The organism is Chryseobacterium cupriresistens, from assembly GCF_046614675.1.
Classification (GTDB): Bacteria; Bacteroidota; Bacteroidia; order Flavobacteriales; family Weeksellaceae; genus Chryseobacterium; species Chryseobacterium cupriresistens.
Map to the genome: position 1 here is coordinate 63,670 of NZ_JBKKJT010000008.1, position 22,942 is coordinate 86,611.

A 22,942-nucleotide genomic window follows, 5' to 3' on the forward strand; every position below is an offset into this window, starting at 1 on the left:
AAATTAAAAAAACATCATGTCATTAATAAAATCTATTTCCGGAATTCGCGGAACCATTGGTGGTAAAGTAAATGATAACTTAACACCGCTGGATGTTGTAAAATTCGCATCCGCTTTCGGAACCTGGCTTCAAAATAATAAAAACAAAAAAGATCTTACTCTTATCATTGGAAGAGATGCCAGAATTTCCGGCCAAATGGTTTCTTCCTTAGTTACAGCTACATTACAGGGATTGGGGATTAATGTGATAGATCTTGGCCTTTCTACAACTCCGACTGTTGAAGTAATGGTGCCTGAGCTGAATGCAGACGGAGGAATTATCCTTACCGCTTCTCATAATCCAAAACAATGGAATGCCCTTAAATTATTAAACGAAAAAGGAGAATTCATCAGCGGTGAAAACGGTGCTGAAGTTCTGGCTCTTGCAGAAAGTGAAGACTTCAACTATGCAGAAGTTGATGATCTTGGAAAATATGAAACAAGAGACGATGCTTTCGATATCCATATTCAGCAGATCCTGGATTTGCCAATGGTAGATGTTGATGCCATCAAAGCGAAGAACTTTAAGGTTGTTCTGGATGCGGTAAACTCTACAGGAGGGATTGCTATTCCAATGCTTTTGGATAAATTAGGTTGTGAAACCGTTAAATTATATTGTGAGCCAACAGGCCACTTCCCACACAACCCTGAGCCTTTAAAAGAACATTTGGGAGATATCTGCGAATTGGTGAAGAAAGAAAATGCAGATTTGGGAATCGTTGTAGATCCGGATGTAGACAGATTGGCCCTGATTGATGAAAAAGGAGAAATGTTTGGGGAAGAATACACCCTGGTTGCCGTTGCAGATTACTTACTGAAACATAAAAATGGAGTAGCTGTTTCTAATCTTTCTTCAAGCCGTGCTCTGAGAGATGTGGCACAGACTCACAACTCAGAATACTTTGCGAGCGCTGTAGGAGAAGTAAATGTAGTTACTCTGATGAAAGAGAAAAATGCTGTCATTGGAGGAGAAGGAAATGGAGGAATTATCTACCCTGATTTACATTACGGAAGAGATTCTTTAGTGGGGGTTGCACTGTTCTTAACGCATCTAGCCAAAGAAAATAAAACTGTCTCTGAACTGAGAGCAGGATATCCGGGCTATTTCATGGGTAAAAAGAAAATAGAGCTGACACCGGAGATTGATGTAGATGCTATCTTAAGCAAAATGGAGCAGGAATACAAGAATGAAGAAGTTTCTACAGTAGATGGTGTAAAAATAGACTTTGAAAACAACTGGGTTCACCTTAGAAAATCCAATACAGAGCCAATCATCAGAATTTATACTGAAGCTCAATCTCAGGAAGAAGCCGATCAGTTGGGAGATGATATCATTGCTAAAATCAAGAGTTTAATCTAATAATATAGGAAGAACGGGCATATTGTCCGTTCTTTTTTATATCAGAAATGTTTGAACATATCAAAGACAGATTTCCTTTCCCCAAAGAAAAGTGGAGAAAATTTCTGGGCAGTTTCGAACGCATGGAAGTTCCTTCCAAAACTTTGCTTTTAAAAGAAGGCGAGGTGTCCTGTAATGCCTATTATATTGAAAAAGGTATGGTAAGAGCCTGGTACAATAACGACGGAAAAGATATAACATTCCAGTTTTTTCTTGAAAGTACCATGTTTTCATCCCTTGAAAGTTTTAAAAAAGGCCTGCCGAGTATGGTGTCATTTGAGACCATAGAACTATGTATTTTATACAGAATCAACAAACCTGATGTGGAAGCTTTCTTAGAAGAAGTTTATGAAAATCCAGAGCTCAGAAATTTCTTTATGGATGCTCTTTTTGAAAGAGTATTCGATTATATGAAACATTTCTTTTCATTCATTAAAGACTCACCACAGCAGCGATACCTGAACCTTGTCAGGCAAAAACCGGAAATTATCAAAAGAGTTCCGCAGCATTATATAGCTTCCTATCTTGGGATTACAACCGTACATCTCAGCAGAATCAAAAGTAAAATATTGAAAGAAAGATTGAAATAAGCGGGAAGATGGAAGCCGGAAGCCGGAAGTTTAAAAAGAAACTGCATAAATTCTGACTCATCTTAAATGCAATGTTCGCAAATAATAACAATATCATGTTTCCTAGCGACCGCAGCGTTTTAACTGTTTTAACTCTATTACCGTCTTTATAAACCCCCAGCTTCCTTTCCCAAAATCCAAAACTCATAACAAATGTTATCGCTTCGCAGCCTTCTTCCCTCCTAATTTTACGTAAAAATTAAAAAGAATGAAAGCAGCAGTAGTATTTGAAAAAGGAAGTATTCCACAATATGCAGATTTTCCGCCCCCTGAAGTAAAGGACAATGAAATTTTGATTTCTGTAAAAGCAGCGTCGATTAAAAACCTCGACAGGGCCAGAGCAGGTGGAAATCACTATTCAACTGAAAACCAGGAACACCAGCCGACAGTTATCGGAACAGATGGAGCAGGATATCTTCAAAACGGAGATAAAGTGTATTTTTTCAGCAAAAAAGGAACCGTAGCGGAAAAGGCAGTGGCTGATAAAAAAATGATCATTCCCATTCCTGAAAAACTGGACTTTTCTTTGGCGGCCGCATTACCCAATGCAATAATGGGATCCGCAATGGCCTTAAAATTCAAAGCAGGATTGCAACCGGGAAATACTGTACTGATTAACGGAGCAACTGGAATTACAGGGAAAATTGCCGTTCAGGTGGCCAGAATATATGGAGCAGGTAAAATTATTGTTACCGGTAGAAATGAAGAATCTCTGCAGTCTTTGCTTGAATTAGGTGCCGATGAGGTGATTTCGCTCAGGCTGGAAGATGATGATTGTAAGCAGAAAATAAAAGAAATTCATATGGAAACTCCTATAGATATTATTATAGACTATATCTGGGGGCATTCTGTAGAAGTTATACTGTCAGCTCTTAAAGGAGACGGAACTTTTTCGCATAAAACAAAACTCATAACAATAGGAGGAATGAGCGGTGATATCGTTCAGCTGTCTTCACAGATCCTAAGAGGAACCGATATTCAGATTTCAGGATCAGGATTGGGAAGCTGGACTAAAGAAGAATCTCACCTCCTGTTCTCAAAAATCATCCCTGAAATGTTTCAGGCAGCAACAGAAGGAAAAATTAAAATGGAAACACAGGATGTTGATATTAAAAATATCGAAACTGTATGGAATGCTGAGATACAAAGTGGAAAACGCCTGGTCATAAGAATTTAACCCCAATTTCCGTTTTTTTATCCACAATCCTTTTATCGGTTTTCTTTTTTTACTATTTTTATAATAGAAATTTATGAAATGGAATATTCAAAAAAAAGTTGCAACTTTGCATAAATATTTGAATATCAGTTTCAGATATATTATTAATTAAACGTTTGCCGAGGTTTGTAAGCAAATTCAGACATCAGGCCGACAAAGAGGACACTATTGGAAGAGTATTTTGGAAATGAACTTGTAAAAAAGTTCGAGGAAATGATGGAAAACAATGACGAATTCTACTTTGATACAGAAGAGTTGGAAGATATCATTGTTTATTATTTGGAGCTTGGTGATTTTAATTACGCTGACATGGCTGTTAATTATGGACTGAAGCTTCACCCTAATTCGTTGGATATTAAGATCAAAAGACTTGAAATCCTTCTGGAATGGGAAGACTATAATACGGCGAAAGAACTTATTGACGAACTGAAAGGCGCTTCTATGGAGAATACAGACTTTTTGGTTTGTTACGCCAAGTATTATTCGAACCTAGGAAATCCCAGAAAATCCATTGAAATCTGCAAAAAAGCTTTGACATTAGAGGAAGAAGAAAACTTTCTCCACAACTTTATTGCGGACGAATATGTGAATCTCGGAGATCCTTTTAACGCTCTTAAACATTACAGGAAAGCACTGAAGGAAGATCCTACGGATGAATATTCGCTGGAAAATGCTATGGTATGCTTCAGTGACCTGAATAAGAGTGAGGAGGCTATTGCCTTTCTTAATGAATATTTAGATGAATTCCCTTATTCTGAAACCGCCTGGTTTGAATACGGACAATTCTATTTTAACAGAAAAAATTATGATGAAGCGATAAGAGGCTACGACTATTTACTGGCAATCAACTCAAACTCTGTAGGAGTATATGCCAATAAAGCAGCTTGTTATGAAGCTTTGGGACAATACCAGAAGGCGATCGAAACGTATGAAGAAATGCTGGAGCTGGAATACACGAAAGCATTTACTTATTATAAGATCGGACTATGCAATAAGGCCTTAAAACAGCCTATTTTAGCTTTAAATGCATTCCAGAAATCATTAAGAGAAGACCCTCAGTTTTATCTTGCCATGATGGAACAGTCTTATCTTTACGAAGAAATGGGAGGAATGTCTGAAGCATTGCATTTTGCCAAAGAAGCTACCCAGCTGAATGAAAACAATCTTGATTATCAAAAGAGATTAGCGTTCTTATTCATCGATTCAGGAAAATTTGAAGAAAGCCTTTCCTGTCTTAAAAAACTGGTAGATGCAGAACCTTCAAGGTTTTACAACTGGTATGCCTATTCAGAAGTTTTGATGTTGGTAGGAGAGTATGAAGATGCGGTAACAGTCTTGAACAGAGCCATAAAAAAACATTACAGAGCAGAGCTTTTTTATCAGCTGAGCAATTGCTATTACAATCTTAAAGATCAGGATAAAGGTTTTGAATCTCTTCAAAAAGCATTGGAACTTGATCCTTCTTTAGCAAAGGATATGCAGAAAAAATATCCTTTCATTAAAGATGAGGTGAAAAAGGTAAAAGCCAGTAAAGTGAAGAAAAAGAACTAGAATAACCTAAAATAAAAGAAAAACCTGCAGAAATGCAGGTTTTTTTTATTGATAATTGTATTCGTAGAAAAACTTATCCGGGACAATGCTGTTCGGGTTTCCGTTTGTATCAAGCGATTGCCTGCTTTCTTCAGATGGGTAACCGGCAGTATTAAAAGTTGTTGTATACTTATGCTGAGTTGTTCCGGTTGCTGTTCCCCCTCCGGCTGTAGTTTGGGTAAATTCTCCCTTATAAGCACTTAAGCTGTTCTTGATATTTGAGAATAGCATGCTTATGCCATCGCTGCTCTCATTTCCATTAAAGATAATTTTGTCAAAACCTTTTACATTTTTGAAAGGATAGTTTTTATCCGTGTATGTATAAGTCTCTTTTTCTGTATAGTTAACGGTATTTCCATTGACAATTCCGGTTCCTGAGCCTGCATTGCTTACCATATTTCCATTATTATACGTGATTACACTGTTGATAATAGAAGAACCTGCCGCTCCTGAATTCGTTTGTTTTTTTACGCTGATTTCTGTAGTACTGGTATAGGTATAAGTAAATGTAACAGTGTTCTGTACGGTTCCGGTTGTAGAATATTCCTTCGTAACCGCTGTTGACATACGCCCGTTATTATATCCATATTCAACAGTGCTTTCAAGAATATTATTTTCGTAATGTTTAATGCCTGTAATATAATCATCGGTATACGTGAACTCAATTCTTTGCCCGTGATTAATATTGTTAATCATGCTGATGATTTTAGTTCCGTTGTAATTGATTTTCATGACAATCCCATCCATTGTCATCTTCGTAGGAAGAATCACATTTTGATTAGAGGGATCACTGTTATCAAAAGGAGTATCGTCAGCATTGTAACAGGAAAGTAAAGATAAGGCTGCGGACCCCAAAAGTAGAAGTTTTTTCATAGTTATAAGTTAAATCACCCAAATATAATTTAATTTATAATATGATTTTATTTTTTTGGATTTGTTCTTAAAAAGATGAGCCCGGCAATAATAATTCCAGCTCCTGCAAATTGTAAATAGGTCAGTTTCTCACCATCAATTATTCCCCAGATAATAGCAACAATAGGCATCACTAAAGTTACTGTGGATGCAAAAAGAGGAGAGGAAACTTTAAGTAAACGGTAATTCATCATCATCGCCAGACCTGTTCCGAAAACAGATAACAGACTGACAAACATAAGTCCCATCAGATTATCCTTCGAAAAGCTGAATTCCGAAAAGAATCCCGTACCTGTCAGCGCAAGAATGGAAGGCAGCAATAAAACAAAAGAAAATACAAAAGCAGATAAAACCGTAGAAGAAACCTCCATAAGCTTTGATTTTACAGTGGTTGTACTCAGTGCATAACATAAAGTAGCCAATAAAAGGAGCAGAATAGGGATCATTTTCAACTCTCCGCTGTCGCCTCCGCCAAAAGCCAGAATGCATACCCCCGTAAAGCTTATAAGTGTTCCTATGATCTGTTTTTTTGTCGTTTCAAACTTCCATACCAATGCGCCCACAATAATCACAAAAATAGGCATCATTGAGTTGATAATTCCGGCAATGCTGCTGCTTACTTCAGTTTCTGCAATCGGAAATAAAAACATAGGAATGAAATTTCCTGTAAAAGCAGCCAGAATTAACCACTTCAGATGTTTTCTGGGAAAAAGTTTATAATTGGAAATCGCGACCGGAAGTAAAATAATTCCGGCAATAAGAACCCGTAAAGAACCTACCTGAAACGGATTAAAATGTTCCAGTGATTTTTTGATCAAAATAAAAGATGATCCCCAGATAATACTCAGGACAATCAGAAGAACCCACTTTTCTTTATCTGCGTTCATTATTTTCGTGTAAGATTTTTAGAAATTCTTTTTTGGGAATCATTTTTGCCCCCAAGCTTTCCAGGTGTTCTGTATGGGATTGACAATCAATTAACTCAAGGCTGTTTTTATTGCTTTCCACAAAGTTGATAAAGCCCGCTTTTGAAGCATTACTTACCTTGGCAAACATGCTTTCTCCGCAGAATACATTTCCAATCTGCAACCCGTAAAAACCCCCTACAAGTTCTCCATCCTGCCATACTTCAATACTTTTGGCCAAACCGTATTGATGAAGCTGGATAAAAGACTCCATCAGTTCATCAGAAAGCCACGTTCCCGACTGCCCTTTTCTTGTAGCCTGCTGGCAATTTCTGATTACCTCCCTGAAATTCTTATTCTCGGAGAAAGTAAAAACATTTCTGTTGAGTATCTTTCTCATAGATTTTGAAACTTTTAATTCTTCAGGAATAAGCACAAACCTTGGATCGGGACACCACCAAAGGATTTCCTCTCCGGGGTTGTACCAGGGAAAAATACCGAGCTGATAAGCAAACCAGATACGCTCTACGGACAGGTCGCCACCAAAAGCAACCACTCCCTCATGGCCATCATACAGCTCCGGGTCGGGAAATGAAATCTCGTTTTCGTCTAATCGGACCATTTTTAGCAAAAAAATCCCACTTCAAAAAGCAGGATTTATAATTGATCTTTTATTCTTTAATTAGAAAGGTAAATCATCATCGTCGTCTCCGGCAAAAGGATTCTCATTAGAAACCGGGGATGCAGACTGCTGAGGCATTGCCTGAGTAGGTTCTGAAGCATTATCAAAAACTTTCTCTACTCTCCACCCTGTAATAGAGTTGAAGTATTTAGTTTCACCCTGCGGAGAAACCCATTCTCTACCTCTGATGTTGATTCCTACCTTTACGTTTTCTCCTTCTTTAAGGTTATCTAATAAACTGATTTTATCAGATAAAAATTCTATGTTTATCGGCTGTGGATACTGTTCCTGGGTCAAAATAACCATTTCTCTTTTTTGAAACCCGCTCGCAAATGTTTGAGCATCAAAAAGTTTCTTTACCGTTCCTTGTAATTCCATATCGTAAATATTAACGATGTAAAAGTAAGAAAATGAAATGTAATAAAAGAAGCTGTGAAAAAAAAATGTGGAAATTTTATTTTTTTTTCCTGAAAAGTTTGGTAGTAAAGGAAATTGTCCTATATTTGCACTCACAAAAACGAAGCAAGCTCTTTAAAACTTACAATATAAAAAACCAGCGGATGTGGTGTAATTGGTAGCCACGCCAGACTTAGGATCTGGTGCCGTGAGGCGTGGGGGTTCGAGTCCCTTCATCCGCACTATGCGAAAATAGCTCAGCTGGTAGAGCACAACCTTGCCAAGGTTGGGGTCGCGGGTTCGAATCCCGTTTTTCGCTCCACACCATGCCCTGGTGGTGGAACTGGTAGACACGCAGGACTTAAAATCCTGTGTCCGCAAGGACGTACGGGTTCAAGTCCCGTCTGGGGTACAAGACCCTCTGTAATATCTTACGGAGGGTTTTTTGTTTTAATAGAGAGTGTTCTTTAAATAAAAATCTTATATTTGTAAGAAATCAGGTTGAATCTGAGTATTCAGATCAGCGAATCAGCGGATGTGGTGTAATTGGTAGCCACGCCAGACTTAGGATCTGGTGCCGTGAGGCGTGGGGGTTCGAGTCCCTTCATCCGCACAATTCGAAAAGGGCTCTTTAGAGTCGTTAAGAAGGTTGGAACCTCTGGTTCGAATCTTTTTTTTTGCCCACACCATGCCCTGGTGGTGGAACTGGTAGACACGCAGGACTTAAAATCCTGTGTCCGCAAGGACGTACGGGTTCAAGTCCCGTCTGGGGTACAAAGCCCTCTGTAATTTATTACGGAGGGCTTTTTTGTTTCTAATAATCACAACTATTTATTCGGATTTATTATAAGGTGTGTTTCAATCATAGCCACTTTGATTGATCTGTTTATAATATTAACCAAGATTTCAAAAATTAAGTGATGTTTGCTTTTAAATTTTAATACGTCAAGTTCTGTCGTTTTCCGCACTGATATTTGTGACAATAAAAACACAAATATGAAATTCAATATCAAAGTTAGGAAGATTCTGTGCCGGGTATTATAGAATTTAAGGTTAAAATAATCCTGATCAGATATTTGAATCTTTCCCTAAACTTTGTTTCGATTTTCATGCTGAATTTTTATTAACCTAAAATTTTAAGCAATGAACTATGACAATTATTTTAACGATTTTGATGACTTCGATGAAACGAGTAAAAGAATCCTGCAATCTTTCTCAAATCATTTGGTGTACAGTGAATCTTTTTTAAGCAAAACACTAAAACAACCCACGGATTTACAAAAAGAAACCTCTTTACCATCCACTTCGCCTTCGGTTTCAGATATTTCAGACTGGCAGACGGATGAATATATCAATCTGGAACTTTTGGTTTCAAAAATTAAGTATGCCAACAGTGGAATGAGGGATTATATTCTGGAATACAATCCGAATGATTATCAATCTAATACTCAAAGCAAGAGTCTTTCACTTCCGGGCAAAAATTTCATCAGGCTGAAAGCTTATCTGAACTCAAAAGCAGAAAGTGTCTCAGTAAAATGGAGCCAGACCCAAATTGCCCAGGAAATAGCAGTAAGAAAAGAAAAAATCTATTACAGAATCAATTTTTTCTATGGAAAAAGTGACGAAAAGGCAATTATCCTGGAAACCTGTTCTTATCAGGAATTCAGGGATTTGAATATACAGTTAGGGTATGGTAATATTGATGATTATGATGCTGACTACAAATACTTTCTGAAAAATTTTGCTGATGCTCTCAAAAAGTATGAAAACCCTGAATCGCTGAAGTTTATTTACGAAAACATTCCGGACACTATTTTATCCAATTTGTCTGTGCATATTGATAAATTAACATTCTTTAATCATCTTGAAATACTTTCGGACGCAGATGACTCAAATATTTTCAAGGACAGCAGTTCTGCGGTGATACAGGTTTTCAAAGCAATCGGAGATCCGGTTCCTGTTCTTAAGTATTTCCGTGAAAACCCGGGTAAGCTGAACAGAATGTATTACAATTTAGACGGAAGCACAGAATATGAGGGTAAAATGCAAAGCAACCGGATGATCCTGGCCAATATCATGATGCTGTTTTCTCTGTTTGTGAATAATGATAAGCGGAAAAAAGAAGCCCAATCCTTTATTATTGGTAAGGGTTATAAAATCAACAGTGATATTCTTGAAATGGGAATTTTCCAGAGAAGTGATGACCACTACAGAGATACATTTCTCCTGCAGCAGCAGAAAGAGGTACAGCGAAATGTAAAAATAGTACCGAAAGAAGGAGATCCCAATGCAAAAGAGACCGTTACAGAAGATCTGGATGAAGGGACACAGTTTCATCCTCTGGATATGGTGTATCTTACAGATATCAGCGGAGAGAAAGAGAAAACCTATCTGGTGCCTGCTATTTATCTGAAAGCAATGGCAGATGCAGAAGAGTGGGCGGTTGTACAGCAGAACATCCGTATAGCGGCTAATCTTATCGCTATTGTAATTGGTGTTGCCACATTGGCAACCTCCGGAAATCCCTATTTTATTTTACTGGCTGCTGCCGATATTTCTTTGGCGGGGGCTGACCTTACCGTACAGACATTTAAAGAAGAAATTGCTACCTATGAAGGGGGGGCAAAATTTCTGGCAGTCTGGGAAGAGATTTATATGGTGGGAGGTATGGCATTGGCAGGTTTAACTGTTGTAGGTGGTTTTTATACCGGAGCAGCCAAACTGATTGCAAAAATGGCTGACGGAAGTGCTAAGAATTATCTTAAGACTTTGGTATTAAAAGCTGTGCTGGAAACCAATATTTCTAACTTCCAAAGAAATACGATAAAAGTAATCGAACCCCGGGAAATTTTCCTCGGAGCGGAATATAGAGTGCTTGGTAACACCATGGCAGAAAACGGAGTCGTTTTCTTATCCGGACAAAGACAGGGGACATTTTTGAACGCCTATGCTGTTGTGTACAAAGGTGAAGTGATAGAAGAGTTTACTAAAGCAGAAATGCATATGTTCTACAAAAAATGGCGTAAATTACAGGGAGAAAAATTAGTAGAGGAGCTGGAACATCTGGGTGGACATGTGCCGCCAGGCAGCTCTATTGTAGAAACAACCGTTGAAGCAGAAGTAAAAGCATTTATAGAAGGGGAAAAACAATTTTTAAATACCATAATTAAAAATCCTTTTGAAAAGATGAAAGAAGCGATGCCTTATTTTAATCATAAATCAGAAGGGAATATAGTCAAACAAATAGATGATGAGAATTGTGCTAATGTCGTAGAAGCTGTAATAGGATTTTTAAAAACAGGGGAATTACAATTAGCCAAGCCATCGACATATCAATCATTTGATAAAGTAATAGCAAAATGTGGAGGAGGTCGCTTTAGTGATACAACATTTCCTCGTTTAACAAAAGAGGCTATATTAGGAGAAGGTGAAATTGCTATTATTTATGGAGCCAAGAAATACCATCCAAGTGGAATAGTTGATGGGCATTATTTTGTGGCAGTGAAAAAGAATAAGGAATTACATTTATTTGATGGGCAAACAGGTGAATATGTCGTTTATGATGTAAAAAGTATGAAAGCTAGGAACTTTCTCCAAAGAAATTATTTAAACTTTATGTACACAAAAACAGGAAAAATAAAAAATTAGTTATGTTAACAGACAAAGAATTGCTGCAAATAGCAGAGCGTTATTTAAAAAGAAAAGGAGAACGTGGAGATGAGAATATTGAAGTTATGATCTATACAAATGATATTATTAAAAAGCCATATGGTAATATTTACTTCTATAATTCTAAAGAATTTATATTAACTGGAAACTTTAATAAATCATTGATGGGAAATGCTCCCTTTCTCGTAGAAAAAAAAACAGGTAGGGTAGTTGGCTTTGGTACAGCAAGAAGATTAGAAGATTATATAGAGTCTTATGAAAATGGAACATTATCTACATCTTTGCATACTTATTGGTATCCGGACGAAGATAGATTTGATTACAAATAAAATGAAAATAGAAACAGCAGTGAAATTACTGCTGTTTTTTTATTATTTTTCATACTTCAAAATCACAAAACTGAAGAAAAAATGATGTTAACAGACAAAGAAATGCTAGCAATAGCAGAACGTTTTGTAAGAAGAATAGTAGATAAAAATATAGAACCGATAATATTATTGGAAGAAATAATTAAAAAAAACTACGGCAATATTTATCGCTATCAGTCCAAAGAATTTCTTTTGACAAGAGATTTTAATAAAGCACTGGGAGGCAACGCTCCTTTTTTAGTTGAGAAAAAAACAGGAAGAGTGGTTACTTTTGCTTCAGCAATGAGTTTAGAGAATAATGTAAAAGCCTATGAAAATGGAACGATGGGAAAAAGTTTAGACCTTTACTGGTATCCCGACGAAGATCGATTTGATTACAAATAAAATGAAAATAGAAACAGCAGTAATTTCACCGCTGTTTTTTATTATTTTTCATACTTCAAAATCACAAAACTGAAAAATTATGTTAACAGATAGAGAAATGCTAAAGATAGCAGAACGCTATTTAAAAAGTAGAGCAGAACACTTTGGAGGATTAGATATTGAAGTCGTAATATTAACAGATCATATCATTAAAAAGTCATATGGAAATATTTATGATTATCAGTCTAAAGAATTTATTTTAACTGGAAATTTTAATAAATCCTTAGTAGGAAACGCTTCTTTTCTAGTGGAGAAAAAAACAGGAAGAGTGGTTCAATTTGGCACAGCAGGTATATTAGGAAATGAAATTAAAGCTTATGAAAATGATACATTATCAACAGCTTTAGACACTTATTGGTATCCCAACGAAGATCGGTTTGATTACAAATAAAATGAAAATAGAAACAGCAATGCAATTACTGCTGTTTTTTATTATTTTTCATACTTCAAAATCACAAAAGCTGAAAAATTATGTTAACAGATAAAGAAATGCTAAAGATAGCGGAACGCTATTTACAAAGTAGAGCGGAACACTTTGGAGGATTAGATATTGAAGTAGTAATATTGACAGATCATATCATTAAAAAGTCATATGGAAATATTTATGATTATCAATCTAAAGAATTTCTTTTAACAGGAGATTTTAATAAAACATTAGTAGGGAATGCCTCTTTTTTAGTGGAAAAAAGGACAGGAAAAGTGGTTACCTTTGGTACTTCGGTGATATTAGAAAGGCAACTAAAAGCCTATGAAAATGGAACATTATCAACGGCTTTAGACACTTACTGGTATCCTGATGAAGATAGATTTGATTACAAATAAAATGAAAATAGGAACAGCAGTGCAATTACTGCTGTTTTTAAAGACTTAAAACTATCTTTTATTTTCCAAATTCTCCAGTCTTTCAAAAATACCAGTGAAGATATTCTTGTTTCCTGTCGAAAAGTATCCTACAATCTTAAAGTATTCCTGATCGTTTTTGTTTTTTAGTTGATTATCGGTTGCGTATTGAAGGTTTCCATTGATATGAACCAGTAGATTGTTAATAGGTTCTGTTTTCGGATCTGCTTTGTTCAGAAATAAAATATCACCGGATTGATACTGGGGAAGCAGTGTTTTTTCAGGAGAAAACTCATAGACCAGATCAACAGATGCTAATATTTTTTGCAATAGTGCCGTGTTTGGATTATTTTCTTCTGTGTTTGTTTTTGCTTCTTTGCTATTTTGAATAGCCAGCTCCGGGAAAAGCATCAGCTGATCAATGTCTGAAACACTTACTAGCTGGTTTACCTGAAGGGTTTCAGTCAGTAATTTATCAAGATTAAGATTAAAATGATTCGCTACCTTTAGTATAGTTTCTATCTTAGGTTCTGCGCGCCCTTCCTCGTAAGAGCTGATCACTCCTCTGTTTAAATCAAATAAATCAGCAAAAGCCTTTTGGCTTAGTCCTTTCACCTGTCTTATTTTTTTAATATTAGTTCCAAAGAAGCTCATTTTGTCTAATCTTTTTTGCAAAGATAGAGAATCTGGAATAAATAATTGCTAATAATATTTGCAATTTGAAAATTTTATTTTATATTTGTGTAGACGAAAAAAATAAAACACTAAACCAGCCATCATGAGAAATCAAATATTCAGAACGGTTAAAGAATGGTTGTTAGATTATGAGTTCAACATCACGCTGGAGGATGAAGCTCAGAGAATCTTAATCATTGAAAAAGAATCCAACGGAATAAAAAACATGATCCTTATCGTGTCAGACTCTATTCTGATCATGGAACAGTTTCTTTTTGAAATTAAAAATCCCACCGAAAAAATTTTTCTGAGATTGCTTCAGAAAAACAGAGACATTGTTCACGGGGCATTCGCATTGGACGGTACAGGAAGACGTGTGATTTTCAGAGATACGCTTCCCACTGATAACATGGCACAAAACGAAGTAATGGCTTCCATTAATTCTTTAGGAATTTTGGTGGGGGAATTTACAACAGAAATGCTGGAAATGAGTAAGTAATTCACAAAAGATATTTAAAATGAACATTTTCAAAAGATTGTTAACGATAGGAAAAGCAGAGATCCATTCTGTGATCGACAGCTTTGAAGACCCGATCAATTTAACGGAAGAGGGAATCCGTGAAATGAAAGAACAGCTGGGAAAAAGTATAGAAGCACTTGCCCAGTTGAAAGCCCTTGCTATACGTAAAAAGAACGAAGCAGAGACAGAAGGGCAGACTGCCAAAGATTACTATAATAAAGCTATAGTCATTGTTCAGAAAGCAGAAAAAGGAGAGGTAGAAACAGCAGAAGCAGACCGTCTTGCCAAAGAAGCTCTGAAAAGGCAGACTGCTTCTCAGGAAAATGCAGATGCTCTTCAGAAAGAACATGAAAAACTATATGATGAATGCGAAAAAATGCAGGGAAATATCAACCACCTGAAGTCAAGCATTACCAAATGGGAAAATGAACTGAAAACCCTGAAAGCAAGAGTTCAGGTGAGTGAAGCCACAAAAGATATCAATCAGAAGATGACCCAGATGGATACCGGAAGCACGGTAAGCATGCTGGAAAAACTGAAGGATCGTGTTGTACAGCAGGAAGCCCTTGCAGAAGCTTATTCTGATCTTTCAAAATCAGGAAAAAACATTGATGATGAGATAAATGCCATAGTAAACAATAGCGATACAAAGGCTGAAGAAGCTTTAAACAGATTAAAAGAAACACTAAAAAAAGGCTAATATGACCTTTCAGGAATTTTTAAATGTAGCATTTTCTCCGGTGAATACGGTGCTAACAGTTCTGCTCGGGCTTTCAGTGATCTATTGGCTCTTTACCATTCTTACAGGGCTGGATATAGATGTGGGAATTCATTCCGACCTGGATGCAGATGCTGATATAGACGTTCCGGATGGCCATGTTCATACCCCTGATCATGATCCTTCAGCATGGATGCACTTCCTGAAATTTCTGAATCTGGATATCGTTCCTATAACGTATTTTCTCACCCTTTCACTGCTGATTACCTGGCTGGGGTCATTTTATCTGAATTATTTCATTCCACTTCCTACATGGGCAGGAATACTGATTATATTCCCGCTGATGATTGGAGGAATGCTGTTAACCAAAATCATTCTGAAACCGCTGAATCCCTTTTTTAAGGAAATCAATCATAAAGGTGAATTATCGTACGCCTTTTTAGGAAGAGAAGGCCGCCTGAAATCAAGCATTCAGGATGATAAAATAGGGATGATGGAAGTCTTTATCGGAAGCGATCCTATGACGCTGATGGTGAGAAGTAAAGACGGAAGCAGGCTGGAGCATGGAACCCGGGTTATGATTGTAGATGAGGAACCCGAAAAAAGGATTTACTACGTACAGAAATCAATAAGATATTAAAATAAAAAACTAATAACCATGCTAACTATTTTTTTGATCTTGCTGAATTATATCCAGGATATCATCTTCCAATTCTTATAAAAACAAAAAAACACATCTATATAAACTATAAACTTATAAAACTATGAACTTACCTTTAATTGCTGGAATTGTTGTTGCTGTCGTAGCGTCAATCGGATTGATTTTCTGGATTTTATCGATGTATAAAAAAACTGTTCAGGGAATTGTTATTTTAAGAACTGGTTATGGAGGTACAAAAGTCTTCTTTAATGCCGGTATTGTCATTCCCATTATCCATCGTATGGAATCTATGGATATCTCTGTAAAAAAACTGGAGATTTCAAGAGAAGGAAGAGCAGGATTAATCTGCAAAGACAATATGAGAGCAGATATTCAGGTGGCGTTTTTTATCCGGGTCAACAAATCAGTAGATGATATTGTGAATGTAGGTCAAACTATTGGTTGTCAGCGTGCTTCAGACGCCCAGACATTAAGAGAACTTTTTGAAGCTAAATTTTCGGAAGCTCTTAAAACGGTAGGAAAGAAATTTGATTTTACAGAATTATACGAAGCAAGAAGCGAGTTCCGCCAGGAAATCCTTGATATCATCGGAACAGATCTTAATGGCTATGTTCTGGACGACTGTGCGATAGACTACCTTGAGCAGACTTCTATTGACAAACTGGATAAAGATAATATCCTTGATTCTGAAGGGATTAAAAAAATTACTGAACTTACGGCCACTCAGAATATCAAAGCCAATCAGGTTCGTCGTGATGAAGAAAAAACCATTACAAAACAAAATGTAGAAGCCAGAGAAGCCATTCTGGAACTTGAAAAACAGCTGGCAGAAAAAGAAGAATCTCAAAAAAGGGAAGTGGCTAATATCAAAGCCCGTGAAAATGCAGAAATTCTGAAAGTAGAAGAAGAAGAGCGTCTGAGATACGAAACTGTTCGTATTGCTACAGAAGAAAAATTGCAGATTGCAGAAGAAAATAAACTTCGTCAGGTCGTTATTGCTGCCAAAAATAAAGAACGTGCAGATCTGGTAGAAACCGAAAGAGTATTAAAAGATAAAGCCCTTGAAGCTACAGAAAGAGAAAGAATTGTCTCTCTTGCTCAGATTGAAAAGGAAAAAGCAATAGAACTGGAGAAAAAAAGTATTCAGGATGCGATCCGCGAGCGTTTAACCATGGAGAAAACCGTAGTAGAAGAGCAGCAGGGAATCAAAGATCTGGAAGCTTTCAAAACTGCAGAAAGAAACAAGCAGGTAGAAATTACCGTTGCCACTCAGGAAGCAGAGAAAAAGCTGATCGAGGAAACAAGAGCTGCAGAATCCCGCAGATTGGCAGCAGAAAAAGATGCTCAGAAATATGTCATTGAAGCACAGGCGAAGAGAGATGCAGCAGAAAAAGAAGCTGAAGCCCGTAAGATCATTGCAGACGCGAAAGCAAAAGAAGAAGCAACTGTAGGATTATCAGAAGCTCAGGTAATGCATGCGAAAGCAGATGCTGCAGAAAGACAAGGTGTTGCAGAAGCAACTGTTATTGAGAAAAAAGCTGATGCCAACAAAAAAGAAGGAATTGCTCAGGCAGAAGTTATCAAAGAAAAAGCATTGGCAGAAGCAGCAGGAATCACAGAGAAAGCAGAAGCCATGAAGAAACTGAACGATGCCGGAAAAGACCACGAAGAGTTCCGTCTTCAATTGGCAAAAGAAAAAGATGTGGAACTGGCTCAGATCGCTATTCAGAAAGATATTGCAGAAGCGCAGTCTATGGTTCTGGCAGAAGCCTTCAAATCTGCAAAAATTGATATCGTAGGAGGGGACAATACTTTCTTCGACAATGTTATAAGACAGGTTTCTGCAGGAAAAGGGCTGGATAAGTTCATCAGCCACAGCGAAAACGCACAGATTGTAAAAGAAAACCTTCTGGGTGATGGAGAAAATATCATCGGAAAAGTGATGGGAATGGTGGATAAATATAAAATCTCTTCTGATGACATCAAAAATATGAGCATTGCTTCTTTGATCTTTAAACTGAATGGCGTAGCCAATCAACAGGAAAAAGGAATTCTGGAAAGAGCTCTGGACATGGCTAAACACCTGGGTGTGGAGCACAAGCCGGTGAATAACAACCATGTTTAATACAAGAGTGCTTTAAATGCTTAAAAGATTCTAACACTCAAACCTTATAGGTTTTTAAAACCTATAAGGTTTATATCAAAAAAATTTTCAAAGTACCACAAGTTATACAAAGAACTGCTGTAATTCAGCAGTCATGACAACCTAAATAAAAACGATGTCAGAACAACTTAATTCCGGAACTTACGAAATTATTCAGAACCGTTTAAATGAGCAGAAGAATGATCTGATTCTGAGACTTCAACAGCTTAATGAAAACCGTAAAAATATATTTGGCGGAGTAGATTTTTCGCTTGTAGCCAATGAAAGAATTTCTACGGATCACAGCTGTATTGCCAAAGATATCTATTCACTGGGTGACCACCTGATTTTCGGGTCTAATGCACATCTGGGACTTCAGACGGAAATCAATATTTCGGACGTTTTTTCAATATATACAATCAATAATGACCGGTTTGAACCTCAGGATCACACCCTGATCAATGATGAGGTTTTCATTGACGAGTTTAAAAACCTTTACAAATATTACAGAAATACTTTCTTTGCAAGATTTACCTTCACGGAAAACTATCTTTATATGGTTTTTCAGTTGTCGGAAAGTACTACAGATATCAAAGCCTTTAAATGGCTGATTAAAGGGAATCAATTGACGTATATCGATTCGAGAAGTGCCTCCGAAACCTCATATCCTCAGCAGCATGGCTTTGTATGGACAAAGGCAACAAGAGATATGCAGAGATCCGGAAAACATCCTCATATTTCCTTAGCAGATAAAGTTTTTGTAGAAAGCATCGGTGGAGATATTACCATCAAAGTAGAAGACAATACAGATACCGGGAAGGGAATTTATTCTGAAGATGTCATTCACAAAGATCAGAATCTGGATGATGCAGAGATTCATTTCTGTGATCTGGATAATCTTGTTTTGTTTAAAATAAAGCCTTATCAGGAAACAGAACGCTATTTTATTTATAACCACAAAGAAAAAACCGTTTCCAGAGCAGATGCTCTTAAATATTCGGGGCTTTTGCTTCCCGAAAATCAAGGGGTATTGTTTTCAAACGGATATGCGCTTCAGACCGGAGGATTAAAAGTGATTTCTCAGGATCAGAACAGGCTTTACTATCTGAAAACCATTACGGAACCAAACGGAGAGAACTTTTTGTATGTTTTTTATGATGATAAAACGAATAACTATCAGCTTATTTCTTACAATATCATTACCCAGACCATAGAAACTCCGATCCGCTGTAGTGGATTTACGTTTTTGCAGGACGGGAAACTGATCTATCTCAGAGAAAGCATAGAAACAACCAAACATCATCTGTCCCAGATCTGGCAGACTCCTTTTTCTAAAGAACTGTTACCCAATATTGAAAAAGCAGACAGTTTACTTTACAAAATAGGAAATAAGGATATTGTACGAGTCATGGCAGAAAGCCAGGAGCTGATTACACTTTTAAATAAAAAAGATTCTTACAGTGGTTTATATGATGATATCGTAAAGCTCTCAACCTTTATTCTGGATACTTACTATTTCCTTGGTGAAGATGAGGTCCAGAAGCTTGATGCACCATTGAAGGAGATCAGAGCGATTGCCCATTCTGCCATCAATGAATACGAAAAAGTAGTAGAACAGAGAAAAAATACAGAAGAAGCTTTAGAAAAGATAAAACAGTCCTGTGAGAAAATTCTTGATGATACCAAAAGGCTTCATTATTCTCAGCTTACAGAGTATATTGATGTCCTTTCTCAGATCAGAACTTTAAGGGGAGAAGTGACAGGAGCAAAAGAGTTTAAATATGCAGACACTGCTTTGCTGGATAAATTGGAAAAATCCCTTGCAGACCGTTATACAGAACTTTCAAATGCCTGTGTGGAATTTCTGCTTCAGGAAGGAGCATTATTGCCATACGAAGAAAGAGCACAGCAGATTTCCGAAGATATCATTGGATTACAGAAAGCCATTGATGCCAAAACAATTGAAGAAAATATCAATACGCTTTCCGGGCAGCTTGAATTATTGGTGGATATCGTTAATAACCTTAAAATTGAAGATACCTCCCAGTCTACCCAAATTATTGAAAACATCTCTTTGATTTTTGCCAGGCTGAATCAGGAAAGACTTGGGCTCAGCAAAAGAAAAAGAGAAATTTCAGGAAAAGAACTGGCTTCAGATTTTCAGGCTCAGATTACCTTATTTGACCAGTCTGTGATCAATTTTCTGGAGCTTTCGCAAACTCCTGAGAAATGTGATGAATATCTGACCAAACTTTCTATTCAGCTGGAAGAAATGGAAACGAAATTTATTGATTTCGAAGAATTCATTCAGCAGATAGGAATCAAAAGAGAAGAGGTTTACGGACATTTCCAGAATAAAAGGGTACAGCTTACCGAAGCAAGAAATAAAAGGACGCAGAATCTTTTTGATGCTGCACAGAGAATCCTGAAATCGGTACAGACCAAAGCAGAATCTTTTGACTCAGAAAATGAGATCAATGGCTATTTTGCAGCAGATCTGATGGTAGAGAAAGTGAGGGATCTTTCCAGGCAGCTTGCAGAACTGGAAGATTCAGCAAAGTCGGAGGAGGTTCAGACCTTGTTAAAAACCCAGCAGCAGGAAGCCGTAAGAAAGCTGAAAGATAAAAAAGAGATCTATGCAGACGGGGAAAGTATTATTGCATTGGGAGACTATAAATTTGCAGTCAATCAGCAGAAGCTGGACCTTACTTTGGTGCTAAGAAATGCTCAATATTACTACCACCTTACCGGAACCAGCTTTTATGAACCTTTAAACTTTACAGCTGATGAATTCAAAGAAGTATGGAATCAGGAATTTGTTTCGGAAAATAGCAAAGTAAAAAGGTTTGAATATCTTGCCTGGAATGTGTTTTTCGCTCACAAGGAAATAACCTCAGAGGCTGAAAACGAAAAGGCTGTACAGCAGTTTACAGCAGAGCATTTCGGAGAAGGACTGGTAAAAGGAATTCATGATAAAGATGCTGAGACAATTGTATTGAAACTTCAGCAGATGCACAATGAACTGGGACTGATGAGGTTCACAGCAGAGGAAAGATCATTAGCACAGCTTTTCTGGTTTTTCCTGGAAAATGATAAAAAAGAATATTATACCAAACAGTTTGAAGCAGCCGCTATTATTGCTGAATCATTCACTATAAAGCAAGGATTTGAGTATTTAAGCAGAGAACTTTCAGAAGAAATGAAATCTTTTGCATCAGCCCATGGTATTTTTAAAGAAACGGATTGTATCAATGCTGCCACCTACCTGAAACAGGAAGATAAAGAAAACTTCCTGATTTCAGAAAAAGCAGCAGCATTGTATGAATTGTTCCTGAAAGAACTGAAGGAAAAAGGCAAAGACCTTGAGTTTATTAACCAGCTACAGGTGATGTATGAATATCCTAAGGCATGTTACTATATTGCGGGAAGCGCGGTAAAGGCCTTGGGTTCAGAGGCTAACCAGGATATTATGCCGGAGGTGGCAGCATTTATCATTACCCAAAAATTTGATCCGAAAAATATCAAACACATTGCGTATGAAGTAGCCATAAAAGAGCTGAAGTCGCTTGAAAAAGAGACAGAATATCATCTTAACTACTTTGAGTTTGTATCCCGCCTTAGCCATTTTAATACAGTTACCGTTCCTAAATACAAACAGCTTCAGGAATTGAAATACAACTGGGTAGATGAAAAGAAAAAAGCATTGAAGCTGGATACTTTCAAGCCTCAGGTATTAAGCTCATTTGTGAGAAATAAACTGATTAATGATGTTTATTTTCCTCTTATCGGAGCGAATCTTGCCAAGCAATTGGGAACAGCAGGTTCAGACAAAAGAACAGACAGAATGGGAATGCTTCTTCTAGTATCTCCACCCGGATACGGAAAAACAACCCTGATGGAATATATGGCAGAGCGTATGGGACTGGTATTTATGAAGATCAACGGACCATCTTTAGGATACGATATTGTATCAACAGACCCTTCTGAAGCCAAAAATGCTGGGGCAAGACAAGAGCTTGAAAAACTGAATCTTGCGCTGGAAATGGGAGATAATGTTATGCTTTATCTTGATGATATCCAACACTGTAATCCTGAGTTTTTACAGAAATTCATCTCTCTTGCAGACGGACAGAGAAAGATTGAAGGAATATATAATGGAGAAAGTAAAACTTATGACCTTCGATCCAAAAGATTCTGCCTTGTCATGGCTGGAAATCCATACACAGAGAGTGGAGAAAAGTTTAAAATTCCGGACATGCTGGCCAACCGTTCAGATACATACAATCTGGGAGAAATATCTGGATCGAAAACAGACCTTTTTGACCTGAGTCTTATTGAAAATGCTTTAATGTCTAATGAATATCTGACCAGGCTGACCAATCCGGGAATGGAAAACCTGTATGAACTTTATGATTGTGTACTTACAGATAATCCTGCCGATAACCTGAAAGGAAATTTCAGCTCCAGTGAAATATCAGATTTCAGATCAGTACTGAAAAGCACAATCACAGTGAGAAATATGGTGTTGAAGGTGAACAAAGAATATATCGCGTCCGCAGCCATGTCAGACGATTACAGAAATGAGCCGCCATTCAAACTGCAGGGATCTTACCGTAATATGAATAAGCTGATTGCACAAATACAGCCTATTCTTAAAGATAATGAAGTTACCCAGATTGTCCTGAATCACTATCAGAATGAATCTCAGACACTGACAACCGGAGCAGAAGCCAATATGCTGAAACTGAAAGAGCTGATAGGAATTCTTTCAGAAGAAGAAACAGAACGATGGAATGAAATAAAGAAAACCTTTGTTAAAAATAAAACTCTGAAAGGACTGGGTGAAAATGATAGAATGTCGCAGATTGTAGCACTGCTTGCGCAATTCGGAGACGGACTGGAAGGAATCAAAGAAGCTCTTAAAAAAGCAGAACAATAACCATGAGACTTTAAATAGTTGTCAACAGGCTGTTTCTATGTGAAACAGTCTGTTTTTTATTTCTATGCTATTATCAATTGTGCGAATAACGATTTCTTCCGGAAAAAATCTGCTTTATATGCGACAGGAAAAAGATTAGATAAAAAATCTGTACCCATAATATTCTATAGTTCTGTATCTGTGTCCAAAATTAAATACTCCATAATTTTGTTTAGCTA

The 22,942-nt window shown here is 37.1% G+C and carries 19 protein-coding genes and 5 tRNA genes; 19 read left to right on the forward strand and 5 right to left on the reverse strand.

Annotated elements, in window-relative coordinates; all coding sequences use genetic code 11:
* Window positions 1-16 precede the first annotated feature (16 nt).
* From glmM to ACLI50_RS18660, 4 genes are all read left to right on the forward strand, one after another.
* Entirely contained in the window at window positions 17-1,399 is a 1,383-nt protein-coding gene (glmM, locus tag ACLI50_RS18645; protein WP_110008918.1) for a phosphoglucosamine mutase, read from the forward strand.
* 47 nt (window positions 1,400-1,446) lie between these two features.
* Entirely contained in the window at window positions 1,447-2,028 is a 582-nt protein-coding gene (locus tag ACLI50_RS18650) for a Crp/Fnr family transcriptional regulator (RefSeq protein ID WP_110008917.1), read from the forward strand.
* A gap of 247 nt (window positions 2,029-2,275) precedes the next feature.
* Window positions 2,276-3,244 (forward strand): quinone oxidoreductase family protein, encoded by a 969-nt coding sequence (locus ACLI50_RS18655; protein ID WP_202842242.1) that lies wholly within the window; start codon window positions 2,276-2,278, stop codon window positions 3,242-3,244.
* A 207-nt stretch (window positions 3,245-3,451) separates the two neighbouring features.
* A complete protein-coding gene (locus ACLI50_RS18660; RefSeq protein ID WP_227943862.1) occupies window positions 3,452-4,834 on the forward strand; it encodes a tetratricopeptide repeat protein in 1,383 nt (460 codons plus the stop codon).
* 45 nt (window positions 4,835-4,879) lie between these two features.
* Here ACLI50_RS18660 and ACLI50_RS18665 read toward each other — a convergent pair whose 3' ends face one another.
* Genes ACLI50_RS18665 through ACLI50_RS18680 form a run of 4 tightly spaced genes read right to left on the reverse strand, consistent with a single transcriptional unit; the run spans window position 4,880 to window position 7,750 of the window.
* On the reverse strand, window positions 4,880-5,746 hold the full coding sequence (locus ACLI50_RS18665; protein WP_343642614.1) for a hypothetical protein: 867 nt from the start codon (window positions 5,744-5,746) through the stop codon (window positions 4,880-4,882).
* 47 nt (window positions 5,747-5,793) lie between these two features.
* Window positions 5,794-6,672, reverse strand: a complete 879-nt coding sequence (locus ACLI50_RS18670) for a DMT family transporter (protein ID WP_343642612.1) — start codon at window positions 6,670-6,672, stop codon at window positions 5,794-5,796.
* Window positions 6,659-7,312 (reverse strand): leucyl/phenylalanyl-tRNA--protein transferase, encoded by a 654-nt coding sequence (aat, locus tag ACLI50_RS18675; RefSeq protein ID WP_202842248.1) that lies wholly within the window; start codon window positions 7,310-7,312, stop codon window positions 6,659-6,661. The genes ACLI50_RS18670 and aat overlap by 14 nt, the downstream gene beginning before the upstream one ends.
* Window positions 7,313-7,372: 60 nt before the next feature.
* Window positions 7,373-7,750: a DUF3127 domain-containing protein gene (locus tag ACLI50_RS18680; protein ID WP_041461994.1), complete on the reverse strand. Its 378-nt coding sequence runs from the start codon at window positions 7,748-7,750 to the stop codon at window positions 7,373-7,375.
* A 178-nt stretch (window positions 7,751-7,928) separates the two neighbouring features.
* Here ACLI50_RS18680 and ACLI50_RS18685 point away from each other — a divergent pair.
* The 10 genes from ACLI50_RS18685 to ACLI50_RS18730 all read left to right on the forward strand — a co-directional run bounded on the left by ACLI50_RS18685 (window position 7,929) and on the right by ACLI50_RS18730 (window position 13,050).
* Window positions 7,929-8,010: transfer RNA gene (locus tag ACLI50_RS18685), tRNA-Leu, on the forward strand.
* A 4-nt stretch (window positions 8,011-8,014) separates the two neighbouring features.
* Window positions 8,015-8,090: transfer RNA gene (locus ACLI50_RS18690), tRNA-Gly, on the forward strand.
* A 6-nt stretch (window positions 8,091-8,096) separates the two neighbouring features.
* A tRNA-Leu gene (locus ACLI50_RS18695) sits at window positions 8,097-8,180 on the forward strand.
* 119 nt (window positions 8,181-8,299) lie between these two features.
* Window positions 8,300-8,381, forward strand: a tRNA-Leu gene (locus ACLI50_RS18700).
* Between the two features lie 77 nt (window positions 8,382-8,458).
* Window positions 8,459-8,542, forward strand: a tRNA-Leu gene (locus ACLI50_RS18705).
* A gap of 369 nt (window positions 8,543-8,911) precedes the next feature.
* Window positions 8,912-11,416, forward strand: a complete 2,505-nt coding sequence (locus ACLI50_RS18710) for a hypothetical protein (protein ID WP_343642609.1) — start codon at window positions 8,912-8,914, stop codon at window positions 11,414-11,416.
* Window positions 11,417-11,418: 2 nt separating this feature from the next.
* Window positions 11,419-11,766, forward strand: a complete 348-nt coding sequence (locus ACLI50_RS18715) for a YrhB domain-containing protein (protein WP_343642607.1) — start codon at window positions 11,419-11,421, stop codon at window positions 11,764-11,766.
* Between the two features lie 81 nt (window positions 11,767-11,847).
* Entirely contained in the window at window positions 11,848-12,189 is a 342-nt protein-coding gene (locus ACLI50_RS18720) for a hypothetical protein (RefSeq protein ID WP_343642605.1), read from the forward strand.
* Between the two features lie 79 nt (window positions 12,190-12,268).
* Window positions 12,269-12,619, forward strand: a complete 351-nt coding sequence (locus tag ACLI50_RS18725) for a hypothetical protein (protein ID WP_343642603.1) — start codon at window positions 12,269-12,271, stop codon at window positions 12,617-12,619.
* Window positions 12,620-12,699: 80 nt separating this feature from the next.
* Window positions 12,700-13,050 (forward strand): hypothetical protein, encoded by a 351-nt coding sequence (locus ACLI50_RS18730; RefSeq protein WP_343642601.1) that lies wholly within the window; start codon window positions 12,700-12,702, stop codon window positions 13,048-13,050.
* A gap of 51 nt (window positions 13,051-13,101) precedes the next feature.
* Here the strand turns inward: ACLI50_RS18730 and ACLI50_RS18735 are convergent, their stop codons facing one another.
* Window positions 13,102-13,722: a helix-turn-helix domain-containing protein gene (locus tag ACLI50_RS18735; RefSeq protein WP_343642599.1), complete on the reverse strand. Its 621-nt coding sequence runs from the start codon at window positions 13,720-13,722 to the stop codon at window positions 13,102-13,104.
* 124 nt (window positions 13,723-13,846) lie between these two features.
* Here ACLI50_RS18735 and ACLI50_RS18740 point away from each other — a divergent pair, with 124 nt between their 5' ends.
* From ACLI50_RS18740 to ACLI50_RS18760, 5 genes are all read left to right on the forward strand, one after another.
* The gene (locus ACLI50_RS18740) at window positions 13,847-14,242 is read left to right on the forward strand and encodes a type III secretion system chaperone family protein (RefSeq protein ID WP_343642597.1); all 396 of its coding nucleotides are present in this window, start codon (window positions 13,847-13,849) and stop codon (window positions 14,240-14,242) included.
* A gap of 19 nt (window positions 14,243-14,261) precedes the next feature.
* On the forward strand, window positions 14,262-14,963 hold the full coding sequence (locus tag ACLI50_RS18745) for a PspA/IM30 family protein (RefSeq protein WP_411414403.1): 702 nt from the start codon (window positions 14,262-14,264) through the stop codon (window positions 14,961-14,963).
* A 1-nt stretch (window position 14,964) separates the two neighbouring features.
* Window positions 14,965-15,621: a hypothetical protein gene (locus tag ACLI50_RS18750; RefSeq protein ID WP_411414404.1), complete on the forward strand. Its 657-nt coding sequence runs from the start codon at window positions 14,965-14,967 to the stop codon at window positions 15,619-15,621.
* Between the two features lie 124 nt (window positions 15,622-15,745).
* Entirely contained in the window at window positions 15,746-17,767 is a 2,022-nt protein-coding gene (locus ACLI50_RS18755; protein WP_062672688.1) for a flotillin family protein, read from the forward strand.
* Between the two features lie 154 nt (window positions 17,768-17,921).
* Window positions 17,922-22,724 (forward strand): DNA repair ATPase, encoded by a 4,803-nt coding sequence (locus ACLI50_RS18760; RefSeq protein ID WP_411414405.1) that lies wholly within the window; start codon window positions 17,922-17,924, stop codon window positions 22,722-22,724.
* Window positions 22,725-22,942: the final 218 nt, after the last annotated feature.

What these genes read in the sequence shown, in the direction of transcription:
- glmM (WP_110008918.1), top strand. Translation starts at nt 17, where the DNA reads ATGTCATTAATAAAATCTATTTCCGGAATTCGCGGAACCATTGGTGGT.
- ACLI50_RS18650 (WP_110008917.1), top strand. Translation starts at nt 1,447, where the DNA reads ATGTTTGAACATATCAAAGACAGATTTCCTTTCCCCAAAGAAAAGTGG.
- ACLI50_RS18655 (WP_202842242.1), top strand. Translation starts at nt 2,276, where the DNA reads ATGAAAGCAGCAGTAGTATTTGAAAAAGGAAGTATTCCACAATATGCA.
- ACLI50_RS18665 (WP_343642614.1), bottom strand. Translation starts at nt 5,746, where the DNA reads ATGAAAAAACTTCTACTTTTGGGGTCCGCAGCCTTATCTTTACTTTCC.
- ACLI50_RS18670 (WP_343642612.1), bottom strand. Translation starts at nt 6,672, where the DNA reads ATGAACGCAGATAAAGAAAAGTGGGTTCTTCTGATTGTCCTGAGTATT.
- aat (WP_202842248.1), bottom strand. Translation starts at nt 7,312, where the DNA reads ATGGTCCGATTAGACGAAAACGAGATTTCATTTCCCGACCCGGAGCTG.
- ACLI50_RS18680 (WP_041461994.1), bottom strand. Translation starts at nt 7,750, where the DNA reads ATGGAATTACAAGGAACGGTAAAGAAACTTTTTGATGCTCAAACATTT.
- ACLI50_RS18710 (WP_343642609.1), top strand. Translation starts at nt 8,912, where the DNA reads ATGAACTATGACAATTATTTTAACGATTTTGATGACTTCGATGAAACG.
- ACLI50_RS18715 (WP_343642607.1), top strand. Translation starts at nt 11,419, where the DNA reads ATGTTAACAGACAAAGAATTGCTGCAAATAGCAGAGCGTTATTTAAAA.
- ACLI50_RS18720 (WP_343642605.1), top strand. Translation starts at nt 11,848, where the DNA reads ATGATGTTAACAGACAAAGAAATGCTAGCAATAGCAGAACGTTTTGTA.
- ACLI50_RS18725 (WP_343642603.1), top strand. Translation starts at nt 12,269, where the DNA reads ATGTTAACAGATAGAGAAATGCTAAAGATAGCAGAACGCTATTTAAAA.
- ACLI50_RS18730 (WP_343642601.1), top strand. Translation starts at nt 12,700, where the DNA reads ATGTTAACAGATAAAGAAATGCTAAAGATAGCGGAACGCTATTTACAA.
- ACLI50_RS18735 (WP_343642599.1), bottom strand. Translation starts at nt 13,722, where the DNA reads ATGAGCTTCTTTGGAACTAATATTAAAAAAATAAGACAGGTGAAAGGA.
- ACLI50_RS18740 (WP_343642597.1), top strand. Translation starts at nt 13,847, where the DNA reads ATGAGAAATCAAATATTCAGAACGGTTAAAGAATGGTTGTTAGATTAT.
- ACLI50_RS18745 (WP_411414403.1), top strand. Translation starts at nt 14,262, where the DNA reads ATGAACATTTTCAAAAGATTGTTAACGATAGGAAAAGCAGAGATCCAT.
- ACLI50_RS18750 (WP_411414404.1), top strand. Translation starts at nt 14,965, where the DNA reads ATGACCTTTCAGGAATTTTTAAATGTAGCATTTTCTCCGGTGAATACG.
- ACLI50_RS18755 (WP_062672688.1), top strand. Translation starts at nt 15,746, where the DNA reads ATGAACTTACCTTTAATTGCTGGAATTGTTGTTGCTGTCGTAGCGTCA.
- ACLI50_RS18760 (WP_411414405.1), top strand. Translation starts at nt 17,922, where the DNA reads ATGTCAGAACAACTTAATTCCGGAACTTACGAAATTATTCAGAACCGT.